This is a genomic window from Nocardia sp. NPDC047654, assembly GCF_043205035.1.
In the GTDB taxonomy this organism is placed as follows: Bacteria; Actinomycetota; Actinomycetes; order Mycobacteriales; family Mycobacteriaceae; genus Nocardia.
Genome location: NZ_JBIDDF010000007.1, coordinates 94,724 through 116,558 on the forward strand (window position 1 = coordinate 94,724; position 21,835 = coordinate 116,558).

23 protein-coding genes are annotated in these 21,835 nt (G+C 68.9%); 10 read left to right on the forward strand and 13 right to left on the reverse strand.

The annotated features are described in order from the left end of the window. The first annotated feature begins 56 nt into the window (after positions 1-56). A complete protein-coding gene (locus ACGF7Y_RS20235; RefSeq protein ID WP_393235892.1) occupies positions 57-488 on the forward strand; it encodes a nitroreductase family deazaflavin-dependent oxidoreductase in 432 nt (143 codons plus the stop codon). Here ACGF7Y_RS20235 and ACGF7Y_RS20240 read toward each other — a convergent pair. The 6 genes from ACGF7Y_RS20240 to pruA all read right to left on the reverse strand — a co-directional run bounded on the left by ACGF7Y_RS20240 (position 403) and on the right by pruA (position 8,427). Next, a complete protein-coding gene (locus tag ACGF7Y_RS20240) occupies positions 403-1,725 on the reverse strand; it encodes an MFS transporter (RefSeq protein WP_393235894.1) in 1,323 nt (440 codons plus the stop codon). The two genes, ACGF7Y_RS20235 and ACGF7Y_RS20240, sit on opposite strands and share 86 nt — an antisense overlap. Further along, on the reverse strand, positions 1,725-2,366 hold the full coding sequence (locus tag ACGF7Y_RS20245; protein WP_393235896.1) for a GntR family transcriptional regulator: 642 nt from the start codon (positions 2,364-2,366) through the stop codon (positions 1,725-1,727). Before ACGF7Y_RS20245 ends, ACGF7Y_RS20240 begins: the two co-directional genes overlap by 1 nt. 362 nt (positions 2,367-2,728) lie before the next feature. After that, positions 2,729-4,138: an amidase gene (locus ACGF7Y_RS20250; RefSeq protein WP_393235898.1), complete on the reverse strand. Its 1,410-nt coding sequence runs from the start codon at positions 4,136-4,138 to the stop codon at positions 2,729-2,731. Between the two features lie 127 nt (positions 4,139-4,265). Beyond that, entirely contained in the window at positions 4,266-5,711 is a 1,446-nt protein-coding gene (locus ACGF7Y_RS20255; RefSeq protein ID WP_393235900.1) for an amino acid permease, read from the reverse strand. Positions 5,712-5,830: 119 nt separating this feature from the next. Continuing rightward, complete coding sequence (locus tag ACGF7Y_RS20260) at positions 5,831-6,790, reverse strand: proline dehydrogenase family protein (protein ID WP_393235902.1); 960 nt, start codon at positions 6,788-6,790, stop codon at positions 5,831-5,833. Then, positions 6,790-8,427: an L-glutamate gamma-semialdehyde dehydrogenase gene (pruA, locus tag ACGF7Y_RS20265; protein ID WP_393235904.1), complete on the reverse strand. Its 1,638-nt coding sequence runs from the start codon at positions 8,425-8,427 to the stop codon at positions 6,790-6,792. Before pruA ends, ACGF7Y_RS20260 begins: the two co-directional genes overlap by 1 nt. Before the next feature lie 125 nt (positions 8,428-8,552). Between pruA and ACGF7Y_RS20270 the strand changes: the two genes are divergently transcribed. From ACGF7Y_RS20270 to ACGF7Y_RS20290, 5 genes are all read left to right on the forward strand, one after another. Then, on the forward strand, positions 8,553-8,750 hold the full coding sequence (locus ACGF7Y_RS20270; RefSeq protein ID WP_393235906.1) for a hypothetical protein: 198 nt from the start codon (positions 8,553-8,555) through the stop codon (positions 8,748-8,750). A gap of 20 nt (positions 8,751-8,770) precedes the next feature. Continuing rightward, positions 8,771-9,802 carry a PucR family transcriptional regulator gene (locus tag ACGF7Y_RS20275; RefSeq protein WP_393235908.1) on the forward strand — a complete coding sequence of 344 codons (1,032 nt, stop codon included), beginning with the start codon at positions 8,771-8,773 and terminating at the stop codon, positions 9,800-9,802. 246 nt (positions 9,803-10,048) lie between these two features. Continuing rightward, positions 10,049-12,052: a serine/threonine-protein kinase gene (locus ACGF7Y_RS20280; protein ID WP_393235910.1), complete on the forward strand. Its 2,004-nt coding sequence runs from the start codon at positions 10,049-10,051 to the stop codon at positions 12,050-12,052. A 204-nt stretch (positions 12,053-12,256) separates the two neighbouring features. Next, a complete protein-coding gene (locus ACGF7Y_RS20285) occupies positions 12,257-12,703 on the forward strand; it encodes an ester cyclase (protein ID WP_393235912.1) in 447 nt (148 codons plus the stop codon). 2 nt (positions 12,704-12,705) lie between these two features. After that, a complete protein-coding gene (locus ACGF7Y_RS20290) occupies positions 12,706-13,182 on the forward strand; it encodes a DUF3237 domain-containing protein (RefSeq protein ID WP_393235914.1) in 477 nt (158 codons plus the stop codon). Positions 13,183-13,292: 110 nt separating this feature from the next. On the opposite strand, the gene ACGF7Y_RS20295 is transcribed toward ACGF7Y_RS20290, so the two are convergent. From ACGF7Y_RS20295 to ACGF7Y_RS20310, 4 genes are all read right to left on the reverse strand, one after another. Beyond that, positions 13,293-13,688: a hypothetical protein gene (locus ACGF7Y_RS20295; RefSeq protein ID WP_393235916.1), complete on the reverse strand. Its 396-nt coding sequence runs from the start codon at positions 13,686-13,688 to the stop codon at positions 13,293-13,295. Between the two features lie 174 nt (positions 13,689-13,862). Next, positions 13,863-14,393, reverse strand: a complete 531-nt coding sequence (locus tag ACGF7Y_RS20300; protein ID WP_393235918.1) for a class IV adenylate cyclase — start codon at positions 14,391-14,393, stop codon at positions 13,863-13,865. 68 nt (positions 14,394-14,461) lie between these two features. After that, a complete protein-coding gene (locus ACGF7Y_RS20305) occupies positions 14,462-15,367 on the reverse strand; it encodes an aromatic prenyltransferase (RefSeq protein WP_393235920.1) in 906 nt (301 codons plus the stop codon). Positions 15,368-15,633: 266 nt separating this feature from the next. Beyond that, a complete protein-coding gene (locus tag ACGF7Y_RS20310; RefSeq protein ID WP_393235922.1) occupies positions 15,634-16,305 on the reverse strand; it encodes an alpha/beta fold hydrolase in 672 nt (223 codons plus the stop codon). A 208-nt stretch (positions 16,306-16,513) separates the two neighbouring features. Here ACGF7Y_RS20310 and ACGF7Y_RS20315 point away from each other — a divergent pair, with 208 nt between their 5' ends. From ACGF7Y_RS20315 to ACGF7Y_RS20330, 4 genes are all read left to right on the forward strand, one after another. After that, the gene (locus ACGF7Y_RS20315) at positions 16,514-17,095 is read left to right on the forward strand and encodes a TetR/AcrR family transcriptional regulator (RefSeq protein ID WP_393235924.1); all 582 of its coding nucleotides are present in this window, start codon (positions 16,514-16,516) and stop codon (positions 17,093-17,095) included. A gap of 89 nt (positions 17,096-17,184) precedes the next feature. After that, complete coding sequence (locus tag ACGF7Y_RS20320) at positions 17,185-17,622, forward strand: hypothetical protein (RefSeq protein WP_393235926.1); 438 nt, start codon at positions 17,185-17,187, stop codon at positions 17,620-17,622. A 39-nt stretch (positions 17,623-17,661) separates the two neighbouring features. Continuing rightward, positions 17,662-18,183 carry a DUF5994 family protein gene (locus ACGF7Y_RS20325; protein ID WP_393235928.1) on the forward strand — a complete coding sequence of 174 codons (522 nt, stop codon included), beginning with the start codon at positions 17,662-17,664 and terminating at the stop codon, positions 18,181-18,183. A gap of 225 nt (positions 18,184-18,408) precedes the next feature. After that, on the forward strand, positions 18,409-19,968 hold the full coding sequence (locus ACGF7Y_RS20330) for a phytoene desaturase family protein (RefSeq protein WP_393235930.1): 1,560 nt from the start codon (positions 18,409-18,411) through the stop codon (positions 19,966-19,968). On the opposite strand, the gene ACGF7Y_RS20335 is transcribed toward ACGF7Y_RS20330, so the two are convergent. The 3 genes from ACGF7Y_RS20335 to ACGF7Y_RS20345 are packed head-to-tail and all read right to left on the reverse strand — an operon-like array spanning position 19,956 to position 21,830. After that, positions 19,956-20,942, reverse strand: coding sequence for a zinc-binding dehydrogenase (locus ACGF7Y_RS20335; RefSeq protein WP_393235932.1), 987 nt, complete (start codon positions 20,940-20,942; stop codon positions 19,956-19,958). The genes ACGF7Y_RS20330 and ACGF7Y_RS20335 overlap by 13 nt on opposite strands. A 16-nt stretch (positions 20,943-20,958) precedes the next feature. Further along, positions 20,959-21,381, reverse strand: coding sequence for an organic hydroperoxide resistance protein (locus ACGF7Y_RS20340; protein ID WP_393235934.1), 423 nt, complete (start codon positions 21,379-21,381; stop codon positions 20,959-20,961). A gap of 2 nt (positions 21,382-21,383) precedes the next feature. After that, positions 21,384-21,830 (reverse strand): MarR family winged helix-turn-helix transcriptional regulator, encoded by a 447-nt coding sequence (locus tag ACGF7Y_RS20345; RefSeq protein ID WP_393235936.1) that lies wholly within the window; start codon positions 21,828-21,830, stop codon positions 21,384-21,386. Positions 21,831-21,835 lie beyond the last annotated feature (5 nt).

The window sequence follows — 21,835 nt, forward strand, 5'->3', positions numbered from 1 at the left end:
CCTCCCGCTGCGAGGCGGTGAGCCGGACCGAATGTCGAGCCGATCGTGAGGATCGCATGCCCCCGAATTTCGCGCTGAAGACTATGAATACAGTGCATCGTGCCCTGCTGAAGGTCAGTTTCGGGAAGTTGGGCAACGAGTTCGGCGGCATGCCGTCGCTCGAACTCACCACTACCGGCCGCAAATCCGGTCGGCCGCATGCGGTGATGCTCACGGCGCCGGTCGTCGACGGCGACACCTACGTCGTCGTCGCCTCCCGTGGCGGCGACCCCGTGCACCCGGCGTGGTTCTTGAACTTGCGCGACAATCCGGACGTCGTCGTATCGGTGCGCAGCGGTCCGAAGGTGCCCATGACGGCTCGGGTGGCTACGGCCGAGGAACGGGCCGCGCTGTGGCCCCGCGTCACCTCCGCGGCGAAGAACTACGCCGACTATCAGACGAAGACCACGCGCGAGATTCCGCTGGTCCTGCTGACGCCGAAGAGGTGAGCCCGCCGCCGGGTGACGGTCGGTCCCGGTAGTCGCGCAGCACCAGGCCGAGGCATCCGGCCGCCGCCAGCGCGCCCGTGCCGAGCATCGCCGGATAGCCGAGGCCGTAGGTGTCGTGCAGGAACGACAGCAGTGCCGGAGTGCCGAAACCGAGGTAACTGGCCGAATAGAACACCGCGGTCAGCCCGGCGAGATCGTCGGGGCGGGCGATGCGCTCGATCTCTTGGAGCCCGGCCACCAGACCGATGCCGTAGCCGGCCCCGAGCGCCACGGCGGCGGCCAGAGTCGCCCACAGGGTCAGCAGGTCGGAAGCCGCCGCCGCGAGGATCATCCCGACCGTGACCGAGCTCAGCGCCACTACGGCCGCCCGCGCGGTGCCGGTCCGGTCGATCCGCCGCGCGACGGACTGGATCGCGAATCCGCAGCCCAGCGTGGTGACACACAGCACGGCGGAGAACGCGATCGGCGCCGCGCCGATTTGCGGTGCCATCAGCGCGGGCAGTACCGCGTACGCAGTCGCGCCGGAAGTGAACAGCCACAAGGCGACCGGAATCGCCACCATGCGGAAGCGGCGGTGCCCGGCCGTGGGAATCCGCAGGTCATCACGGAGCCGACGCGGATCGCGGCGGTACGGGACGGTTTCCGGCGCACGCCTGACCCACACGGCAGCGATCAGGCACAGGCCCACGTTGATCAGGTACGCCAAGGAGTTCGGCCACGGCGCCCATTGCGCGAGCACGCCGGCGCAGCAAGCGCCCACGGCGAAGCCGCCGGTGAGGCTCATCGCGGAGCGGCGCGCGCCCGTGCCCGCGGGCAGCCGCGGACCGTGGGGCGGTTGCGCCAGCTCTTTGAGCCAGCTGCCGCCGACCGCCATCGCCAGCCCGAGCGCGACGCCGCACAGCACCCGCCCCGCCGACAGCACCGGTACCGACCCCGACCCGAGCGCGAGCAGCAGCGATCCGGTCGCGGCGATCAGTGGCGCGGGCCGTAGCAGGGCGCGTCGGCCGTGGCGATCCGACAGCGGACCGCCGATCAGCAGCGCGGGCACGATGCCGAGCACGTAGTAGAACAGCAGCAGATCGACGGTCGTGGCTGCCAGGCCGTCGTTCTTGTACATCACCAGCAGTGGCGTGAATTCGTTTCCGCCCCAGGCGATCGCGAACATCGCGGCCGCGACGCCGCGCCACCGTCCGGCGACAAGCGATGCGCGGGGCGCTGTGCCGGTGAGTGTGGCCATCACCGGCCGCGGAGTTGCAGTTGGTGCACGCCGGACAGATGCTCGACCAGCGCGTCGGCGAACCCGTCGACGTCCGCCGCGGCGACCAGATCGGCCAGCCGCGCATGTTGCTCGATGATCCGGGTGATGTCGACCGGGCCGCGGCGCAGGGCGACGCTGTTCATCCGGCGCTGGCGCTCGCGCAGCGAGTCGTAGAACCCCGACAGCAGCGGATTGCCACCGGCCAGGACGTAGGTGCGGTGGAAGTCGGTGTCCGCCACGGCGAATCCGTCGAGGTCGCCCGCGGCGGCCAGGTCGCGCTGCCGTTCGATCGAAGAACGCAACGTCTCGATCAGCATGCCGGTGTCGTTCGCGGTAGCGCTGCGGACCGCCGCGGTCTCCACCACGTACCTGGCATGCGCCACATGCTCGGCCTCGTCGGGCGGGATCGGCACCACGAGCGCGCCGCGCTTGGGGTACAGCTTCATCCAGCCCTCGGTCTCCAGCCGCAGGAACGCTTCCCGCACCGGCGTGCGGGAGGTGCCCAGATCGGCGGCGATCTCGCCCTCGCTGATGAGCTCGCCCCCGGCCAGCGCGCCGGAGAGGATCCGCTCCTTCACCGCGCGATAGGCCTGCTCAGCCGATGAATACGTCTTAGACACAAGTTGTATCCTACAGATGGGTTTCGCGGCGGGTTTGCGGCGTGTGGGGACGAATGGCATTTCGCGGAGGCGGCACCGAACCGTGTGCCGATCACCGCGGGTATCCGGCAGCCCGCTCCGTCTCGGCACCGACGTCGTGCTGCGCCGACGCGCGACGTCACGAGGCGGCGACCTTACTCGCGGTAAGAGGGCACGCCGCCGCGAGGCGCTGGTGTGGCCGATGCCCGGCGGCGGTGCCGGCGTTCAGGCGATGATCAGCACGGAGCGCGCCCGTGCTGCCACCTCACCGAACCCGCCTGCCGTAGGTTCTCCGGGGGCGAGGGCTGCGGCCGGGCTACGAGGCGCCGAGCGAATCGGGTCTGTCATCCGGCAGATCGGACCCCCGGACGCGGATGCGGGCGCGCCTGCTCGAGCTGCGCGGCGATCGGGAGGATCGTCGTCTCGCCGTTGCTGGGGCCGACCAGCTGAACCGACAGTGGAAGCCCGTCGTCGCCGACACCGGCGGGCACGGAGGCGGCGGGGTGGCCGGTGACGTTCCAGATGGCGGTGTAGGCGACCATCGGCACGGAGGCGAGCTGAGCGCGCACCGTGTTCGCCCCGTCGAGCACCCCGAGCAGGGGTGGGCGGATCGCGATGGTGGGAGTCAGCAGCAGATCGCACTCGGTGAAAATGCGATCGGCCTTGCGCGCCACCGCCTCGCCGCGCCGGATCGCCCATTCGACGACCGGCCTGCGCGCCCAGGCGCCGAGCGTGAGGGTCTGCCTGGTGCGGTGTTCGAGCAGTTCCGGGTGATCGACCTCCGGCAATTCGGCGCGCACGCCGCCGAAGAACTGCGGATAGAAGGCGTGCGTGGAATCCGGGTAAGCGGGATCGATCTCCATCACGGTGTGGCCGAGTTCGGTGAGCAGCTTCGCGGTGTCGCGTACGGCGCGGACATGCTGCGGATCGAGTCCGACCAAGGGGATGGGTGATTTCGTGCTGTAGCCGATGCGCAGCGGCCGGGCCGGTCCGCGCGCCGCGGCCTCGAACGAGGTCACCGGTTCCGGCGCCCGGAACCGGTCGGTGGGGCTGCTGCCGCGGATGACGTCGTAGACGACGGCGGAGTCCAGCACACCTCGGGTCAGCGGCCCGGCGACCCCCAGTGCCCACCACAGATGCTCGTTCGGGGCGATCGGCACGCGCCCGCGTTGCGGTTTGAGGCCGAACAATCCGCAGCACGCCGCCGGGATCCGGATCGACCCGCCGCCGTCGCCGCCGAGCGCGACCGGCACCAGACCGGCCGCCACCGCGGCGGCGGACCCGCCGCTCGAACCCCCGGCCGAGCGGCGCGTGTCCCACGGGTTGTGGACCACGCCGAAGGTGCTGGACTCGGTGAACGGCCACTGCCCGAATTCCGGCATCGCGGTCTTGCCGACGATGATCGCTCCGGCCGCGCGCAGCCTGCGCACCGCTTCGGCGTCGGCCACGGCGGGCGTGGAGTTGGCTCTGGTACCGAAGGTGGTCACCACGCCGGCGACGTCGAATTCGTCCTTCACCGCGACCGGCACCCCGTGCAAGGGGCCGACCGTGGCGCCCGCGGCGCGCTCGCGATCCCGCTCGACGGCCTCGGCCCTGGCCTCGTCCCGCAGGACGTGGGTGAAGGCGCCGAGGTCGGCGGCGGCGTCGATACCGTCGAGCGTCGCCTCGACCAGCTGTTCCGCGGTGAGCGCGCGCTGCGCGAGCAGTTCGCGCTGTTCGAGCACCCCCGACGAGACGACCTCCTGGAGATCCATCCGCTACCGCTCCTTCCGGGCTCGCGCCGCGCGGCCGTCGCCGATGCCGACATTCCCGACTCATGCAGTCGAACGACCATTCTGCAATGGATATCGCCTGGTGAGCCCGTTCGGTTGCCTGGGCGTGTCAGGAGGTCGCCGGACCTTCCACCGCGGCGGGGCGGGTGCGCTCGAGTTCGGCGTGGTTGCGTGAGTAGGTGAAGTAGACGATCAGGCCGACGAAGAGCCAGATCACGAAACGCGCCCAGGTCTCCCAGGGCAGCGACCAGATCAGGTACACCGAGAACCCGATGCCGATCAGCGGCACGACCGGCATGAACGGCAGGCGGAACTCGCGCGGCTCGTCGGGGCGGGTGCGCCGCAGCACGATCACGGCGACGGACACCACGATGAACGCCATCAGGATGCCGATATTGGTCAGTTCGGCGACCACGGTGATGTCCAGCAACCCGGCCATCAGCGCCGATCCGATGCCGACGATCCAGGTCACCCGCGTGGGCACCTTCCGGACCGGATGGGTCTTGGCGAACCACTCCGGCAGCAGCCCGTCGCGGCTCATGGCGAACCAGACCCGGGTGACTCCGAGCATGAAGGTGAGCACCACGGTGACGATGCCGACGATGGCGCCGACCGCGATGATGTTCGCGACGCCCGGTTGCCCCACCGACTCGAAGGCGGTGGAGAATCCACTGGTCGGACTGATCTCGGTGTATTTCTGCATGCCGGTCAGCACCAGGGTGGCCAGCACGTAGAGCGCCATGGCGATGGCCAGCGAATAGATGATCGCCTTCGGCAGGTGCTTCTTGCCGTCGGTGGACTCCTCGGCGGCGGTGCTCATCGCGTCGTAGCCGAACACGGCGAAGAACACGGTGGCCGCGCCCGTCCACACCGCGCCGGTGCCGAACGGGAAGTAGGGGGTGTAGTTCGAGCTGTCGATATGGAACACGCCGAGCACGATGATCAGCACGACGAGGGCGACCTTGATGCCGACGGCGACGGTCTCGAACCGGCCGACGCTGCGGATGCCGCGCGAGAGCAGCCAGGCGGTGCCGAGGCAGAACAGCATGGCGAACACGTCGACGACATGCCCCTCGCCGGTGCCCGCGGCGCCCATCATCCAATCCGGCAGCGTGATGTCGACCTGCTCCAGCAGGAATTTGAAGTACCCGGACACGCCGATGGCCACCACCGCCGCGACCGCGACGTACTCCAGCAGCAGATCCCAGCCGATGAACCAGCCCGCGATCTCGCCGAGCGACACATACCCGTAGGTGTAGGCGGATCCGGCTTTGGGCACCATCCCGGCGAATTCGGCGTAGCACAGCGCGGCGGCGGCGCTCGCCACACCCGCGATGAGGAACGAGATCAACACCGAAGGTCCGGTGACCGAGTGCGCGACCGCGCCCGCCAAGGTGAAGATGCCCGCGCCGATGATGCCGCCGACACCGATCGCGGTGAGCTGCCACAGGCCCAGCGACCGTGACAGCTGCTCGTCCGCGGGAGCGCCTTCGTCCTCGACCGCACCGAGCGGCTTCCGGCGCGTCATCTGGGTGCGTAACCGCGCGAGGGACATATCGGTCCTTTCGTCCACTGCGTACGCGACGAGGCAAGGATCGCCTCTCGTGCTCACCTCAATACGACCACAGGGAGGGGGGATCGGTCGGCGGAAGAAAATAAAGTTCGCTCTCCCGCTCAGCGGTCGCGGCCGAAGGAACGCAAGAAGAAGGCGATGTTGGCCGGGCGCTCGGCCAACCTGCGCATGAAGTAGCCGTACCACTGGTCACCGTAGGGCACGTAGACGCGCAGCGAATGGCCCGCTCCGACCAGGCGTCGCTGTTCGGCGTCGCGGATGCCGTGCAGCATCTGGAACTCGAAATCGCCGGATTTCCGTCCGCTTTCGCGCACGTGGCCCAACGCCGCACCGATCAGCGCCGGGTCGTGCGTGGCCACCATCGGATAGCCCTTGCCCTCCATCAGGATCCGCAGGCAACGCAGGTAGGACTCGTCCACCGCGGAGCGGCTCTGGTAGGCCACCGCGGCGGGTTCGCGATAGGCGCCCTTGCACAACCGGATCCGTGCGCCCGGACCTGCGAAGGTCCGGCAGTCCTCCTCGGTGCGTTTGAGATAGGCCTGCAAGACCGTTCCGAGCCAGGGGAAGTCCAGCCGCAGCTCGCGCACGATCGCCAGTGTCGATTCGGTGGTGGTGTGGTCTTCTGCGTCCACGGTCACCCAGATCCCGGCCGCCTTCGCCGCCGTGCAGATCTCGTAGGCGTGCTCGCGCGCGATGGCGTACCCGTTCTGCGGAAGCCGCTGGCCGAGCGCGGAGAGCTTGAGCGACACCTCCAGCCGGGGCACCGGCGCCTCGTTCGCGGCCCGCAGGTCGGCCAGCGCCGACAGCAGCCGCAGGTAGTGCGCGACGGTTCCGCGGGCGCGGTCGAGATCGGTGGTGTCCTCGCCGAGGTAGTCGATGCTCACGAACCGGCCGGAGCCCAGCAGCGCCGAGGACGCGGCGACCGCGTCGCGCTCGGTCTCGCCCGCGACGAAACGGTCGACCATTTTCTTGGTGGCAGGCATGCGGGTGATCGCGCGCTCGACGCGCGGGGAACGAGAGGCCGCCAGCACGGCGGGCCGCAGCAGTCCGGAGAAGGCCATCACAGCTCCTGGTGCGGGTAGCGGTGGTCGGTCGCGGGGACGAAGGTTTCCTTGATCGTGCGAGCGGAGGTCCAGCGCAGCAGGTTCTGTGCCGAGCCTGCCTTGTCGTTGGTGCCGGACGCGCGCGACCCGCCGAACGGCTGCTGGCCGACAACCGCTCCGGTGGGTTTGTCGTTGATGTAGAAGTTGCCCGCCGCGAAGCGCAACCGGTCGAGCGCGGCGCCGATCGCCGCGCGATCCTGGGCGATGATCGCGCCGGTCAAGCCGTAGGGCGAACCCCGATCGATCCGGTCGAGCATGGACTCGAACGATCCGCGGACCGAATCGTCGTAGACGTGCACGGCCAGGATCGGGCCGAAGTACTCGGTGCGGAACGCCTCGTCGGCCGGGTCGTCGCCGAGCAGGACGGTCGGCTCGACGAAGTAGCCGACGCTGTCGTCGGCGTGGCCGCCCGTGGCGATGGTCAGGCCAGGGGTCGCCTTGGCGCGCGCCAGGGCGTCGGTGTTCCGGACGAAGGCGCGCCGATCGATGAGTGCTCCGCCGAAGTGGCCGAAGTCGGTCACGTCGCCGTAGCTGAGCGCGGCCACTCGGTCGATGAACTCGCGGCCCATCCGGTCCCACAGCGATCGCGGGAGAAATGCGCGTGAGGCGGCCGAGCACTTCTGGCCTTGGTAGTCGAACGCGCCGCGGATCAGGGCGGTGCTCAGCACGTCCGGATCGGCCGAGCTGTGCGCCACCACGAAGTCCTTGCCGCCGGTCTCGCCGACCAGGCGCGGATAGGAGTCGTAGCGGTCGAGATTCGCCGCGACGGTGCGCCAGAGGTGCCGGAAGGTCGCGGTGGACCCGGTGAAGTGGATACCCGCGAGCCGGTGATCGGCCAGCGCCACCTCCGACACCTCGGGCCCCGCGCCGTGCACCATATTGATCACCCCGGGCGGAAGTCCCGCCGCCTCCAGCAGCCGCATCGTCCAGTACGCGGCCACCGATTGGGTGACGGCAGGCTTCCACACCACTGTGTTGCCCATCAGCGCGGGCGCGGTGGGCAGGTTGCCCGCGATGGCGGAGAAGTTGAACGGCGTGATCGCGTAGACGAAGCCCTCGAGCGGCCGGTAGTCCACCCGATTCCACACCCCCGGCGCCGAGATCGGCTGGTCCGCCAGGATCCGGCTCGCGAAGTGCACGTTGAACCGCCAGAAGTCGACCAGTTCGCAGGGGGTGTCGATCTCGGCCTGGTAGGCCGTCTTGGACTGCCCCAACATCGTTGCGGCGGAGATCGTTTCGCGCCACGGTCCGGCCAGCAGGTCGGCGGCGCGCAGGAAGATCGCGGCGCGATCGGCGAAGGACAGCGCGCGCCAGCCCGGCGCCGCCGCGCTCGCCGCCGCGATGGCGTCGCGGACCTCGCCCGGCCCGGCCGTGGTGAGCGTGCCGAGGACGGCGGCGTGCCGGTGCGGCTGCACCACCGTGACGCGCTCACCCGAACCCCGGCGGTGCGCACCGCCGATGACATGGGCGACGTCGGTCGGGGCCGCGGCGAGTTCGGCCAGCTTCACCCGTAGGCGTTCGCGTTCGCCCGTGCCCGGCGCGAAGCTGCCCACCGGCTCGTTGACCGGCGGGGGCGGGGACACGACGGCATCCATGAGACCTCCTACTACCAGGTGAATTTCCGGCAATTGGAAGTCAACACCGGAAAACTGCCCGAAGAATGAGCCAACCAGACAAAGATGGGGCAAGTGCGTTGTCGAGTTGGCCGAAGGACGGGAACGTGGCGAGGGAAGGTGATCAGGTCGCCGCGGATATCGATCTCTTCGCGCTGGCGCAGATGATCGCGGACAACGCGGGCGGAATGGTGTCGATCGAGGACCCGCGGTCGCATGTGCTCGCGTACTCGGCCTCCGACGAGAACGCCGACGAATTGCGGGTGCGATCGATCCTCGGCCGCGAGGGCCGCGGGAGTATCTGACCCTGCTGCGGCGCTGGGGGGTGTTCGGTCGTCTGCGCGACACCGACGAGGTCGTCGACGTGCCCGCGCATGACGAGCTGAATATCAAGCGCCGATTGGTGATCGGCATCCGCCGTCCCACGGACGCGCACACGCGCGCTGCTCGGGTGCTCGGCGCGATCTGGCTGCAAGAGGGCGGCCGGCCGTTCAAGCCGGACGCGGCCGAGATCCTGCGCGGCGCGGCGGCCATCGCGGGACGCCTGATCTCCCGCAGTCTCGACGCACCCACCACCGAGGCGCTGCTGATCCGGCGGCTGTTCGGCGCGAGCGGGCCCGTGATCGACGCCGCGGCCGTGGTGAACGCGCTCGATCTGCCGACGACCGGCCCGGCGGCGGTGATCGGATTCGCGCTCATGGCGGGGGAGCGGGCGCCGGGCGTCGAGCCGGCTGCGGTGGGCGGCGTTCTGCGCCTACGCGCCTGCTCTTTCCGCGGTGACTCGGTGACCACCACGATCGGTGACCGCGTCTACGTACTGCTGCCCGGCTACCGTTCCGCTCAGGCGGTGACGGCTTGGACCCGGCAGTTGATCGAGCAGCTCGAAGCGAAGCGCGCGCTGTCGCTGCGGGCCGCGATCGCCTGTCCGGTGCCCGATCTCGGCCGGGTGGCCGACGCGCGCGCGGAGGTCGATCGGGTGCTGGCCCGCACCTTCGCGGCATCGGGAAGCCGGGTGACCACCCTCGCCGAGGCGCGGACCGCGGTGCTGCTCGGCGAGACCCTGGATCTGATCGGTGCACGGACGGAACTGCACGATCCGCGGCTGCGCGCGCTGTTCGACTACGACCGCAAGCATTCCGCGAGCCTGCGCGACAGTGTCGAGACCTATCTACGCGAACACGGCGACGTGCGCGACGCCGCCGCGGCACTGCGCGTACATCCGAACACGCTGCGCTACCGGCTTCGCCGGGTCGAGGACATTCTCGGCATGAACCTCGACGACCCGGCCGACCGCCTGCTGTTGCAGATCCAGCTCGCCCTGCATCGCCGCCCCGGCCCGCCCGAGGCCCGGAGTTGACGGCGGTGGCGCTGCCCCGGGCACGCTCGCCGAACGGGTACCGGCGCGGTGCCCGGCCGCGCTTCGGACCTGCGTAGACATGCCCCGGAAGGCGAACCGGCGGCTGACCGGCCCGCTGCGCGATACGCCTGCCGAAGGGGTCCGCGCGGCCTACAGTTGAGCGCGGGAACCCGGGTCACGGCCCCGGGGAGGCGTCCGGCTCGGATCGTGACGGACACCCTCCGGGTCCCCGTCACGGAGGACGAGATGACGACGCCACGTCAGACGCTCGAGGTGGGTTCGCGGTTCGGGCCGTATCGCCTGGATCGCCTGATCGGTCGTGGCGGGATGGGGGAAGTCTTCGAGGCCTACGACACCGTCAAGGACCGCGCCATCGCCTTGAAGGTGCTGCCCGAGCGGCTGCACGACGACCCGGTGTTCCGGGAACGGTTCCGGCGCGAATCGCACGTCGCGGCGCGGTTGCAGGAACCGCACATCATCCCGATCCACGACTACGGCGAGATCGACGGCAGGCTCTACATCGACATGCGCCTGGTCGGCGGCGACAGCCTGCGCGCGCTGCTGACCGAGCGGGCGCCGCTGGATCCGGAGCGGGCGGTCGCGATCGTCCGGCAGGTCGCCGCGGCGCTGGACGCCGCGCACGCCGACGGCTTGGTGCACCGGGACATCAAGCCGGACAACATCCTGCTCACCCCGGACGGCTTCGCCTACCTGGTGGACTTCGGGATCGCCCAGTCGGCCACCGGGGAGAGTCTCACCAGCGACGGCTCGGCGATCGGATCGTTCCACTACATGGCGCCGGAACGGTTCCACTCCCGCGTGGTCACACCCGCCGCCGACATCTATGCCCTGACCTGCGTGCTGTATGAATGCCTGACCGGTTCACGGCCGTACCCGAAGGACACCGACGCGCAGATCATCTCGGCGCACCTGTTCGAGCCGCCGCCGCGGCCGCACTCGTGCCGTCCGGGACTGCCCGCCCGGCTGGACGCGGTGGTCGCGCGCGGGATGGCGAAGGACCCGCAGGCGAGGTACGGCACGGCAGGTGAGCTGGGGGCGGCCGCGCAGGCGGCGGTGGCCGAAGCCCCCACGCAGGCGACTTCCGCGGCGGGTGACGCGGTGACCGATGCGGGGCCACCACCGGACCGGTCGGGCGCGACGGCCGTGCCAACGGAGCCGGGCGGCGACAACGGCGAGCGACCAGGCCGCCGCGGCGTACTCCGCGTGCTCGCCCTGCTGTGCGTCGTCCTGCTCGCCGCCACCCTCGGCTTCTTCGGCTGGGAGGCGACCCGGCCGAACACCGGCGCCGCCGTTCCCGACGCGAGCGCTCCGAACGGCCCGGACGTCGAATTGCTGTCGCTGGTGGGCCCGTCGGGCTACAAACGCGCCAACTGCGTGCACGAAGACCCCGACCCGCCCACCGCCGCCGTCGTCTTCTGCACCGCGAATCCGGCCGCGAGCGATCCCGCGGCGCGATTCCTGCGATTCCGCAACGTCGACCAATTGCGCGGTTACACCTCCGCATTGCTGGCGGGCCTGCAAGGGCGCAACTGCCCCGGCGACCCGCCGGGGACGGACGGACCGATGCTGCGTGACGGCGCGGAAGTCGGCCGCAAGTCGTGTTTCCTGAGCAAGGTGGACGATCCCACCGCGCCACGGCCCGCGCTGCTGGTCACGGACGAGCGGGCGCTGGCGGCCGCGGTGTACATCTGGGAGCCTGCCGAGCAGCAGTACCGCGACTATGTGGCCGCGCGCAATGGTTTCTCGTTCCGTGCCGCCGATCTAGCCCGTGATCCGGACTACTTCACCCAGGCCGATCGTGCGGTGCTGAACCATCTGGCCGGTGATTTCGGCCCGGCCAACTGCCGCCACTCCGACCCGCCGCCCGGTCCGGTGGACGCGGTGCTGGCCTGCGGCACCAAGATCGGATTCCCGTCCGCGGAGTTCTTCGGGTTCCCCGACCAGGAGTCCGCGATGTACCTGTACGAGGCGAACCGCGGGCAGTTCTCGGGACATGTGTGCGGTCGCGGCGACGTGGGCGACGACGTCTGGCGGCAGAACGGCAATGTCCTCGGCCGTTTCTTCTGCTATCCGAACACCGATCCCGCGCTCGGACCGAGCTGCCTGTTCCTGATTCACCAGAAGTTCGGCATCGCCGGGCATTTCTGCGCGTTGCGCGCCGATCACCCGGACCAGGGACCGAAGAGCGAAGCCGAGCTGACGGCGTGGTTCCACCGGTACTTCGACTAGCGCCTCGGCCGCCTGCATCGGTCCCGCCCCGGGCTGCGGCGAGCACGCCTCGTTCGCCAGTGGTGGCACGCCGCCGCCGGACACAGCTGGGCAGATCACGGCGCGCAGGCATCGATTCCAGTGCCCCGACGGAGTGCTGTGCCCGGCCGTCGTGTCGACGAGACAATGCTGGACAATAAGTACGGTCGACCGTATGGTTACTGCATGGACAGTGGCTGGATGATGGACCTGGCGAGGGAACTCGCCGTCGTCAAGAGCAGGCAGGACGTGCCCGCGGCGTTGCGGCTCATGCACGACGGGATGGTGCTGGAAGCGCCGGCGTTCGGGACGGTGGCGCGTGGGCTGGAGGCGAACGAATTCGCGCTGCGGGCCTTCTTCGCGTCGTTTCCGGACTATGACGTCGACTTGGGCGGACACGCGGCAGAGGGGGAGACGCTGGTCTGCTGGGGAACGGCGCGAATGACCCTGACGGGCAGCCGATTCGGGGTGGAGCCGAACGGCCGGCGGGCCGAACTGCCGGTGTTCCTCCGCTTCGCGTTCGCGGACGGGCTGATCGCGCAGGAGTACTTCCACTTCGATCTGTCGGAGCTGTGCGCCCAATCGGGCGTCTCCACCGCCGCGGTACGGCAGACGTTGTTCGGCGGGAGATGATCATGGACGCACGGGTCGAGGATGTGGCGGGGATCGAGACCAGGCAGCTGTTCGACGTCGTGGTGGATCTCGCGCCGCCGCTGAACATCGGGAAGGGCCGGGTGTTGTTCGGCGCGACCGGTGGGTCGTTCGAAGGTCAGAAGCTGCGTGGCGTGGTGCTGCCGGGCGGCGGCGACTGGGCGTTGTTCCGGCAGGACGGGAGCATGGTGCTCGATGTCCGGCTCACCTTGCGGACCGACGATGACGCCCTGGTCCAGCTGACCTACGGCGGGCGGTGGACCATACCCGAGGAGGTGCGCGATCGAATGGGTGATCCGGCCACGCGGCATCTGGTCGATCCCGGAAGCTACTACTTCCGCACGACGCCGGTATTCGAAACCGGTGCGCGAAACTATCTGTGGCTCAACGACATCGTCTGCGTCGGATCGGGGTATCCGGTCGAGGGCGGCATCGCCTACCGAGTCTTCGAGGTCGTCTGACGTCGAAACCTGCCGTCTCCTTCGACCCCGACCGCACGAACGTGTCGACGATCGATCAGCCCGAGCACGCGGCGGCGGGAGCCGCCGCATGCGGGCGTACGTCGCCGGGGTCAGCGCTGCCAGTTGCCGTGGGGGCCGGGCTGTTGCTGCCAGTGGGACTCGGGCGCGCCCAAGGCGGGCTGCTGAGGGTTGGGAGCGGGCTGCTGGGGCCACTGCGCGGCAGGGCCGCCTGCGGCAGGCTGCTGGTATTGGGCGGGGCCCATGGTCTCGGCGTTGGCGCGGGCGAGAAGATCGGGGACCTGCGGGCCCGCCACCGGTGAGGATGCGCCGCACCAGGTGCATTCCAGGTGGTGCTTGGTGCTGAGCGGGAAGAGCGGGATGAAGAAGAGCGTGAACTTGGTGACGAGTTTGCGCAGCGCGTGTGCGGCGGGATTGCCGCAGCGACCGCAGACCAAGGTGATCATGGCGAGCGTGTGAATACGCTTCTGCCAACCCCAGATCAGCATGTGAAACCCCCGGAAGTAGGAAACCTGATGTCGGTCACAGTAGTAGATCGGCGGGCGCGACTCCGGCCTCACCGCGCTTGTCTCCTGATGGCGAGCCATTCGAGCACGAAAAGAAGCGAATCTCGTTCCCTTGCGGCGACGGACCGGTGGACGTGCGGTTCTGCCGGGTGCGGCTCAGAACCGCAATTCGCGGACCGTGTCGAGATCGATGCCGTGCCGGGCGTAGATCTTGATCGTGTTCTCGCCGGTGAGATCGGCTTCGGTGTAGCCGAGCAACTCGGCGATCCGGATCACTTCGTCCTCGGTCGCGGCTTCGATCTCCAGGTACGGCGGGATCCGCGGCCAGGTGTCCACCTCGAGCTGCGCGCCGTCGAGCACGAAGCTGACACGCTTGTTCTCCTGATAGGACTTCGCGGTGTAGCCCAGCCTCTCGAGTAGCGCGTTGGTGGCGCTGAAGTCGTCGACGCCCACCTCGACTTCGTGGGTGCCGCCGATGGCGTCGCTGGTGATCTCCTTGACCGCGAGCGTGGTTCCTTTCCCGTTGTCACGCAACCGGATCCATTTCGATTCGTCCCCCGGCGTGATGTCGTAGACATAGCGGCGCATGAACCGTTCACCGAGTTTCCGCCCACCCGTGTCCACGATGTGCTGTTCGATGGTGTCGGGATCGATGTCGAGAATCTTGGCTTCGTGCTCGATGGGCACCGCTGGCTCCTGTCCGGGTCGGTCCACAAGCCATCGACGAACTGCGAGAGCAGTGGCCGAGGGCAGTTCTATGAGTCAGACGTCTTCATCTTGTCCAGTATTCTGGGTTGCCATTGGTAGAACCAACTGAATTTGTAGGACTCCCCCTGCGGGGACGAGGTCGCGGCATAGGTGAATCGACGGTCGGTCGTGCTGATCGGGACTTCGTCGACGAGTCGCTCGAAGCGCGGTTCGATCGGAACCGGGAGCGTTCTCGGGTCCGGCGTTATCACCGGGAAACAGAGGCGCTCGATCCGAGGCGATTCCCAGCTGATGGTGGCGTATATGTCGAATGCTTTCTCGGTGAGCGACAGGAATTGATCGCTCGGGTCCGGAAGTCCGGCTTCTCGGTGCAGCGACACGATGGCGCGGCGTTCGAAGAAATCGGCCGGCAGCCCGGGGAAATAGACGTTCATCGTCTTGTCGTGGTAGTCGATGCCGAGCAAGCCGACTTTGTCCTCCAAGCCGTGACGTGCGAACATGCGGGCGTGGTCGGCGAGACTGGGCGGCATGGACGGGAGTGCGGCAAGTTCCGATACCTTTTGCACGGCATCGGCAGGAAAGAACGGCCAGATCTTCTTGAAGCCGCCGACTACACCGATGTCGATTCCGTAGCTGTCGATGGGGCACTGTTTCCGGACCTGGTCCAGCAGAGAGCCGATCGGATGATCGGTCTCGGCAAGCAGTTCGTTGGACAGGGCGATGTCGTAAGGGTCGATGTCTCTCGGCAGCGTCAGAAAACGGTAGTCGAGGTCTCCCGAGCGGCGGGCGTCGGTGACCACTCTGAGGGAGATCACCGAACGCGTGAGCATCGTGCCGTATGCGGTCAGGGTGGGCCAGACATTGTCTCGCGCGCAGGGGACGTCCACTATCCGCGCGGATTTCTCGATGGCCGCGTAGAGATCGCCCAGCTCGGATTCGGTGGTGGTGAACATGCGTCCTTCCGGAGATGAGTGCTACGGAACATCGCGGTCTCGCCGATCCCGTTCGGCCGGAACGCAAGTCGTGTCCGGCTGAGTCGAATGCGGAACGCGGACAGCACTCTACGCTGCGGCGTAGCCGGGGATTTCCCGCCGAGGGGAGTACCGAGATCTGCGCCAGTAGCACGGGTCGGCCGGGCCGAGGGTTCGTTCCGCACCAGCGGCTTCGGTGACTTCTGCCCCGGTCGTGCGCGCACATCGACCCGGTCGCGGCGACTACGTCAGTGGGACTCGGCGACGTTCAGCAGCACTCGCAGTAGATCCTCCGGTGCGTCTCGCATCAGGTTGTGCCCACCGTCGAGCGCGTGGGTGGTCCACGCGTCGTCATCGCGCAATCGCTGATAGATCTCGGTGAACGGTGAGGGAGTTTCCCATCCCGCGGCGTAGACGTACTCCCTGCGCCGGATATGGCCGAGATCGCCGCTGAGCGCGAGCGGTTGGAGGACCGATGCGATCGGGTGGGGTGTGGCGCGCGGATCGAAGAAGGGGAGCGGGCGTACGGCGTCGCCGGTATCGACCACGTCGAGGTACCACTGCCGCTCCCGGTCCGAGACCAGCGTGAAACAGGAGTCCCCGGGGCCGGGTACCACGGCATCGATGTACACCAGTGAGCCGACCCGATCGGCGGCGCGATCGGCGGCGCCGGTGATCACCATGCCGCCGTAACTATGGCCGACCAGGACCGCGTCGGTGATGTTCTCGGCCGACAGCACCGCGGTGACATCCTGGATGTGGGTGTCGAGATTTACTCCGTGGCTCAGGTGGACGCGCTCGCCGACTCCGGTCGGAGTCAGCGGAAACACGCGATGGCCGTGCGCGCGCAACTGCTCGGTGAGCTGCTCGAAGCACCAGCCGCCGTGGCACATGCCGGGGATCAGGACGAACGTCGTCACTGTCGTTCTCTCTTTCATCTGGTGTGCGGAGCGATCCGGTGCCCGCGACCGCGGACGCGGGGTCCGCGCGAATCCCGGTGCCGCGATGCCGAGGGCGAGGCGCGCGGTTTGCCATACCGGGATCACGGGGGCAGTCACCCCGTAGATCGAACCGATCAGTACGACCTGGATGGTAGCAGGCGATCGAACTGATCGTTACCATCTAGGTATGCCTGTGGCCAAAGGTTCGACGATCGACCCGGCGCGCACTCGCGCCGCCATTCTCGAAGCGGCGCAACCGCTGCTGTACGAGCGGGGGCTCGACGGGGTCGGTGTGGCCGAACTGTGTGCACGGCTCGGAGTGTCCAAGGAGACGCTGTACCGGCACTTCGGCACCAAAGACGGGCTCGTGCGCGCGATGCTCGAGGCGCGCGGTGAAAAGGTGGGGGCATGGCTGGCGAGGGCGGTCGAATCGGCCGGTGGCGACCCCGCCGAACAGGTGGCCGCGATCTTCGACGCGATGAGCGAGTGGTACGCGGAACCGGGCTTCCGGGGTTGCGCGATGGTGAACGCGGCGGCCCAGCACTACGACGATGCGGTGCGGGCCATCACCGCACGGCACCTGCACCGCTATCTCGACCTCTTCACCGACATCGCCGCCCGCGCCGGAGCGCGGGATCCGGCTGTGCTGGGCCGTCAATTGCTGATGCTGGTGGAGGGCGCGACCGTCGTCGCGGCGATGCACGGTGCGGTGGGTGTCGGCGAGCAGGCTCGCGCCGCCGCGGCGGCGCTGCTCGCCGCGGCCGGGTGAGCCACCCTTCTACAACTGTAGGTCTACAACGTTGACATCTCGCCCGGAGCGGCGTGTACTGAGAGCACCTACAGATCTGAGGGATCGTCATGATCGTCATCATCGGGCTCGTCATCCTCGTCGCCGCCGTTCTCGTCGGCGTCGCGGGAGTCTTCGCCAACGGCGGCAGCAATCACGCGTTGACCGACAACTTCGCGATATTCGGCTATCACGTCACGGGTTCCACCGGGGTGCTGTTCCTCTACGGCATCGTCGTCGGTGGCATCGGAATCGCCGGGCTGGGCATGCTGCTGGCCGGCGCCCGGCGCACCGCCCGTCGCGGACGTGCCGCGCGCCGTGAACTCGCCGCGCGCCGCGATCTCGACGCCTCCCGCCGAGACACCCCCATCTATTCCAGCCCCACCGGCACCACCGATGCCGCACCCGATGCGCCGGGCACCTTTGCCGGCCACGGAACCGGTAACCAGCCCACACGCCGCCCGCGTGGCCTGGGCAAGTTGTTCGGACGCAGCCCGGCCGCCCGCTGAGGACCCCTAGCGGCCGATGCTCGGAAAGAAGCATTCATCATGACAACTCGAACGACCCTGCCCGGTACCGGGCGCGATCCCCCTGCGGCATCGGCTGCGCGGTTGGGACTACGGTCCGACGCCCCCGCGCCGGGCCATGTCGACGGCGCATGGTGGCCACGCGGCGACGACCTCGTCGCGGAGCTGCCGGATCTGCTCGCAACGCTGCGCCCGCGGCTCGGCCCCATCCATCGAGTGACCTACCATCTCGGCGAATGGCCGCACGCGCCACGAGGAATCGATGACGCCGGGCGGCGAGTCCGGCTCGACGGGTATCGGTTCAAGCAGGCGCACTCCTTGGATGTCCTCGGTGTCAGCGGGGCCCGGATCGCCTTGCTCGTCGTCCCGCCGAAGACCACCCGGGATGCCGCGCACGCGACCATCGACACCGCCGCACACGCCGCGATTCCTTCGACCGTCGACGAACTGCGAACGGTCACCGCACGAGCTCAGGTCGATCGCACCGAGAGGGAGGCCGCGGAGACCAGCTGGGACTCCGAAGGGGGAGCCGCGCTCGGCTGATCAACCCGGATGCTCGCGGCCCTTTTGCCCGAGTCGACGTCGGTCATGAATGACGCGGCCGTAGTCAAGGCCCGGCGGATGTGAGTGGGCAGGCTCGCCGCGCGGTGGCTGTCCGATCGACCATTTCGGTCTCGTGCGCGAGCGCAGACCGACCCCACCGATCGTTCTCGAGCCGTTGCGGCCGGGATGCTGTCGTCCGGAGACGATTCGTGCTATCGAGAACGGATGACGCCGACGCGTTCCTTCTACGATGTCGTGATCGTCGGCGGTGGCCACAACGGTTTGGTGGCCGCCGCATACCTGGCGCGGGCCGGGAGGTCGGTGGCGGTGCTCGAGCGGCAGCCGCACACCGGCGGCGCGGCGGTGTCCGAGCGGGTGTTCGCGGGCGTCGACGCGCGGCTTTCGCGGTACTCGTACCTGGTGAGCCTGCTGCCGCGATCGATCGTCCAAGACCTGGGCCTGCGGTTCGAGACGCGGCGGCGGGCGGTCTCGTCCTACACGCCGGTCGGGGAGGGGGGTCTGCTCGTCTCGTCCGAGCAGGCGCGGACGGCGGCTAGTTTCGCGCGGCTGACCGGCTCCGATCGGGAATTCGGTGCGTGGCAGCGGTTCTACGCGTCGACCAACCAGCTGGCCCGGCGGGTTTTCCCGACGCTGACCCGGCCGCTTCCCTCCAAGGAGGCGCTGCGGCACATCATCGACGACGCGCCCATCTGGGAGGCTCTGTTCGAGCGGCCGCTCGGCGAGACGATCGAGTCCACGTTCGACGACGACACCGTGCGCGGCGTGGTGCTCACCGACGCGCTGATCGGCACCTTCACCCACGCGCACGATCCGTCGCTGCGGCAGAATCGCTGCTTGCTCTATCACGTGATCGGCGGGGGAACCGGCGACTGGGATGTGCCGATCGGCGGCATGGGCGCGCTCACCGACGCACTGGCCGAGGCCGCGCGATCGGCGGGAGCGGAAATCGTCACCGGCTGTGCGGTGACGAGCCTCGAAACCGATGGCAGCGCAGCGGAAATCGTACACCCGGGCGGGAGAATCGGAGCGCGCCACGTCCTGGCGAACGTCGCGCCGTATACGCTCGCAGGATTGCTCGGTGAGCCCCTGCCGCCGAAACCCGAAGGCGCGCAGTTGAAGATGAATATGCTGCTGCGTCGTCTCCCGCGGTTGCGCGACGCCGAAACCGATCCCAGGGAGGCGTTCGCGGGGACTTTCCACATCGGGGAGTCGTACGCCCAGCTCGACCGAGCCTACGGTGAGGCCGCGATCGGCCGGATCCCGTCCGCGCCACCCGCCGAAATCTATTGCCACACACTGACGGATCCGACGATCCTGGGACCGGAACTGGCCGCGCAGGGCGCGCATACCCTCACGCTGTTCGGACTGCACGCTCGCGGAAAACTCTTCGCCGCCGACCACGCCGCAGCCAAAGACGAGATCGTGCGAGCGACTCTCGCGCAACTGGATTCGGTGCTCGCCGAGCCGATCGCGGACTGTTTGGCGACAGACGAGAACGGCGCACCCTGCCTCGAGGCGAAAACTCCGATCGAACTGGAGCGCGAGGTCGGCCTCCCCGGTGGACACATCTTCCACCGGGATCTGGCCTTCCCTTACCTCCCGGAGGACGCCGATCCCGCCGACCCCGCAGCCCGGTGGGGCGTGGCGACCGGCCACCGCAATGTATTCCTCTGCGGCGCGGGTGCCATCCGGGGTGGCGGGGTCAGCGGCATCCCTGGGCACAACGCGGCGATGGCCGTGCTCGACGCCGGTCAGGCAGGCTGACCCCGCAGCGCGACCTTGGCGGCGCGGCCCGGCGTCTCGGTGGCGACCGCTGCATCCGCCGCTTCCTCCAGCGGATAGGCGGCTTCGATATCCAGTCGCAGGACGCCGTCGGCCGCGAGGTCGATCAGCTCGCGCATGAGCCGCCCTCGGTGCTCGGCGCCGATCTCTTCGATCCGCTTGGCGCCCCAGAAGCCCTTGATCACCACCTGTTTGAAGATCAGCGCGCCCGGGTCGAGCGACAACGGCTGCCCCGAGAGCGCGCCGAAGGAGATCAGCTGCCCGCCGGGCGCGAGCAATGCCAACTCGGCGGCCGCGGCCCGGCCGCCCACCTGATCGACGGCCCGCAGGATCGGCGCGCCCGAGGTGGCCGCCTCCACCTGGTCGCGCCAGCCCTCGCTCTCGGTGTCGAGCACCGGCTCGTAGCCGAGTTCCCGCAGCGCCGCGACCGAGGCCGGGCCGCGCACGAGATTCAGCACGTTCAAACCGCGCTGCCGGGCGAAAACGTTCACGAGTCTGCCGACCGCGCCGTTGGCGGCATTGATCGTCAGCCAGTCGCCGGAGGACAGTTCGAGGTCCTCGATCAGCATCAGCGCGCTCAACGGCATGGCCAGCAGCTGGGACGCGGTCTCGTCGGAGACCGCGTCGGGCAACGGAATCACCTGCCGGGCCGGGACGACGAAATACTCGGCCCACACGTTCTGCGCGCCGGACACCGTCACTCGCTGCCCGACCGCCAGGCCGTCGACCTCGGGTCCCACCGCGTCGACCCGCGCGACCGCCTCGCTGCCGGGGATCGCGGGCAACTCGGGACGGTAGCCGTACACGCCGCGCACGATGGCCAGATCGTGATTGTGGATCGGCGACAGGATCAGCGCGAGCCGCACCTCACCCGGCCCCGGCTCGGGTACCGGGCGCTCCGCGGTGGCCAGCACGTCCTTCGGTTCGCCGAATCGTTCGATGACTACGGCACGCATAACCGCTCCTTCTCGATCAGTCGTCGGCAACCAGGACCTGGACGTCGATATTGCCGCGGGTCGCGTTGGAATACGGGCACACCTGATGGGCTTTGTCGGCGAGCGCCTGCGCGTCCTCGCGGGACAGATGGGGAAGCGAGACCTCCAGCGTAACGGCCAAGCCGAAGCCACCGGCGTCGTTCGGGCCGATACCGACCTTCGCGCCGACGGCGGAGTCGTCGACATTGGTCGAGGTCTGCTTGCCGACCAGGCGCAACGCCGAATGGAAACACGCCGCGTAGCCCGCCGCGAACAGCTGTTCGGGGTTGGTGCCCTCGCCGTTGCCGCCCATCTCCTTGGGAATCGACAGGTTCACGTCGAGCTTGCCGTCGGTGGTGCGCGCATGGCCGTCGCGACCGTCGCCGCTGGCCAGGGCCTCTGCGGTGTAGAGGATTCGCATGTCTACTCTCCTTCGTTCAACTGAGACTTCAGCGCCTCGGTCAGCCGGTGCAAAACGCCGCGCAACGCGATGACGTCGTCCATGGACAAACCACTGGCCTCGGCCATCTGGGCGGGGATGTCGCCCGCCTCGGCGCGCAGCGCGCGCCCGCGCTCGGTGAGCCGGATATCGACGCGGCGTTCATCGGCCGCCGACCGCCGCCGCTCGACCAAGCCGGCCGCCTCCAGTCGCTTGAGCAACGGCGAGAGCGTGCCGGAATCGAGGTCGAGCGCCTGGCAGACGTCTCCGACGCTGCGTTCGTCGCGTTCCCACAGCGCCAGCATCACCAGGTACTGCGGGTAGGTGAGCCCGAGCCGTTCCAGCTTCGGGCGATAGACCGCCGTCATCGCCCGGGACGCCGCGTAGAGCGGGAAGCAGAGCTGCTCGTCGAGGGTGAGGTGATCGGTCATGAGCA

What these genes read in the sequence shown, in the direction of transcription:
- ACGF7Y_RS20235 (WP_393235892.1), top strand. Translation starts at nt 57, where the DNA reads ATGCCCCCGAATTTCGCGCTGAAGACTATGAATACAGTGCATCGTGCC.
- ACGF7Y_RS20240 (WP_393235894.1), bottom strand. Translation starts at nt 1,725, where the DNA reads ATGGCCACACTCACCGGCACAGCGCCCCGCGCATCGCTTGTCGCCGGA.
- ACGF7Y_RS20250 (WP_393235898.1), bottom strand. Translation starts at nt 4,138, where the DNA reads ATGGATCTCCAGGAGGTCGTCTCGTCGGGGGTGCTCGAACAGCGCGAA.
- ACGF7Y_RS20255 (WP_393235900.1), bottom strand. Translation starts at nt 5,711, where the DNA reads ATGTCCCTCGCGCGGTTACGCACCCAGATGACGCGCCGGAAGCCGCTC.
- ACGF7Y_RS20260 (WP_393235902.1), bottom strand. Translation starts at nt 6,790, where the DNA reads ATGGCCTTCTCCGGACTGCTGCGGCCCGCCGTGCTGGCGGCCTCTCGT.
- pruA (WP_393235904.1), bottom strand. Translation starts at nt 8,427, where the DNA reads ATGGATGCCGTCGTGTCCCCGCCCCCGCCGGTCAACGAGCCGGTGGGC.
- ACGF7Y_RS20280 (WP_393235910.1), top strand. Translation starts at nt 10,049, where the DNA reads ATGACGACGCCACGTCAGACGCTCGAGGTGGGTTCGCGGTTCGGGCCG.
- ACGF7Y_RS20285 (WP_393235912.1), top strand. Translation starts at nt 12,257, where the DNA reads ATGGACAGTGGCTGGATGATGGACCTGGCGAGGGAACTCGCCGTCGTC.
- ACGF7Y_RS20290 (WP_393235914.1), top strand. Translation starts at nt 12,706, where the DNA reads ATGGACGCACGGGTCGAGGATGTGGCGGGGATCGAGACCAGGCAGCTG.
- ACGF7Y_RS20295 (WP_393235916.1), bottom strand. Translation starts at nt 13,688, where the DNA reads ATGCTGATCTGGGGTTGGCAGAAGCGTATTCACACGCTCGCCATGATC.
- ACGF7Y_RS20305 (WP_393235920.1), bottom strand. Translation starts at nt 15,367, where the DNA reads ATGTTCACCACCACCGAATCCGAGCTGGGCGATCTCTACGCGGCCATC.
- ACGF7Y_RS20315 (WP_393235924.1), top strand. Translation starts at nt 16,514, where the DNA reads ATGCCTGTGGCCAAAGGTTCGACGATCGACCCGGCGCGCACTCGCGCC.
- ACGF7Y_RS20320 (WP_393235926.1), top strand. Translation starts at nt 17,185, where the DNA reads ATGATCGTCATCATCGGGCTCGTCATCCTCGTCGCCGCCGTTCTCGTC.
- ACGF7Y_RS20325 (WP_393235928.1), top strand. Translation starts at nt 17,662, where the DNA reads ATGACAACTCGAACGACCCTGCCCGGTACCGGGCGCGATCCCCCTGCG.
- ACGF7Y_RS20330 (WP_393235930.1), top strand. Translation starts at nt 18,409, where the DNA reads ATGACGCCGACGCGTTCCTTCTACGATGTCGTGATCGTCGGCGGTGGC.
- ACGF7Y_RS20335 (WP_393235932.1), bottom strand. Translation starts at nt 20,942, where the DNA reads ATGCGTGCCGTAGTCATCGAACGATTCGGCGAACCGAAGGACGTGCTG.
- ACGF7Y_RS20340 (WP_393235934.1), bottom strand. Translation starts at nt 21,381, where the DNA reads ATGCGAATCCTCTACACCGCAGAGGCCCTGGCCAGCGGCGACGGTCGC.
- ACGF7Y_RS20345 (WP_393235936.1), bottom strand. Translation starts at nt 21,830, where the DNA reads ATGACCGATCACCTCACCCTCGACGAGCAGCTCTGCTTCCCGCTCTAC.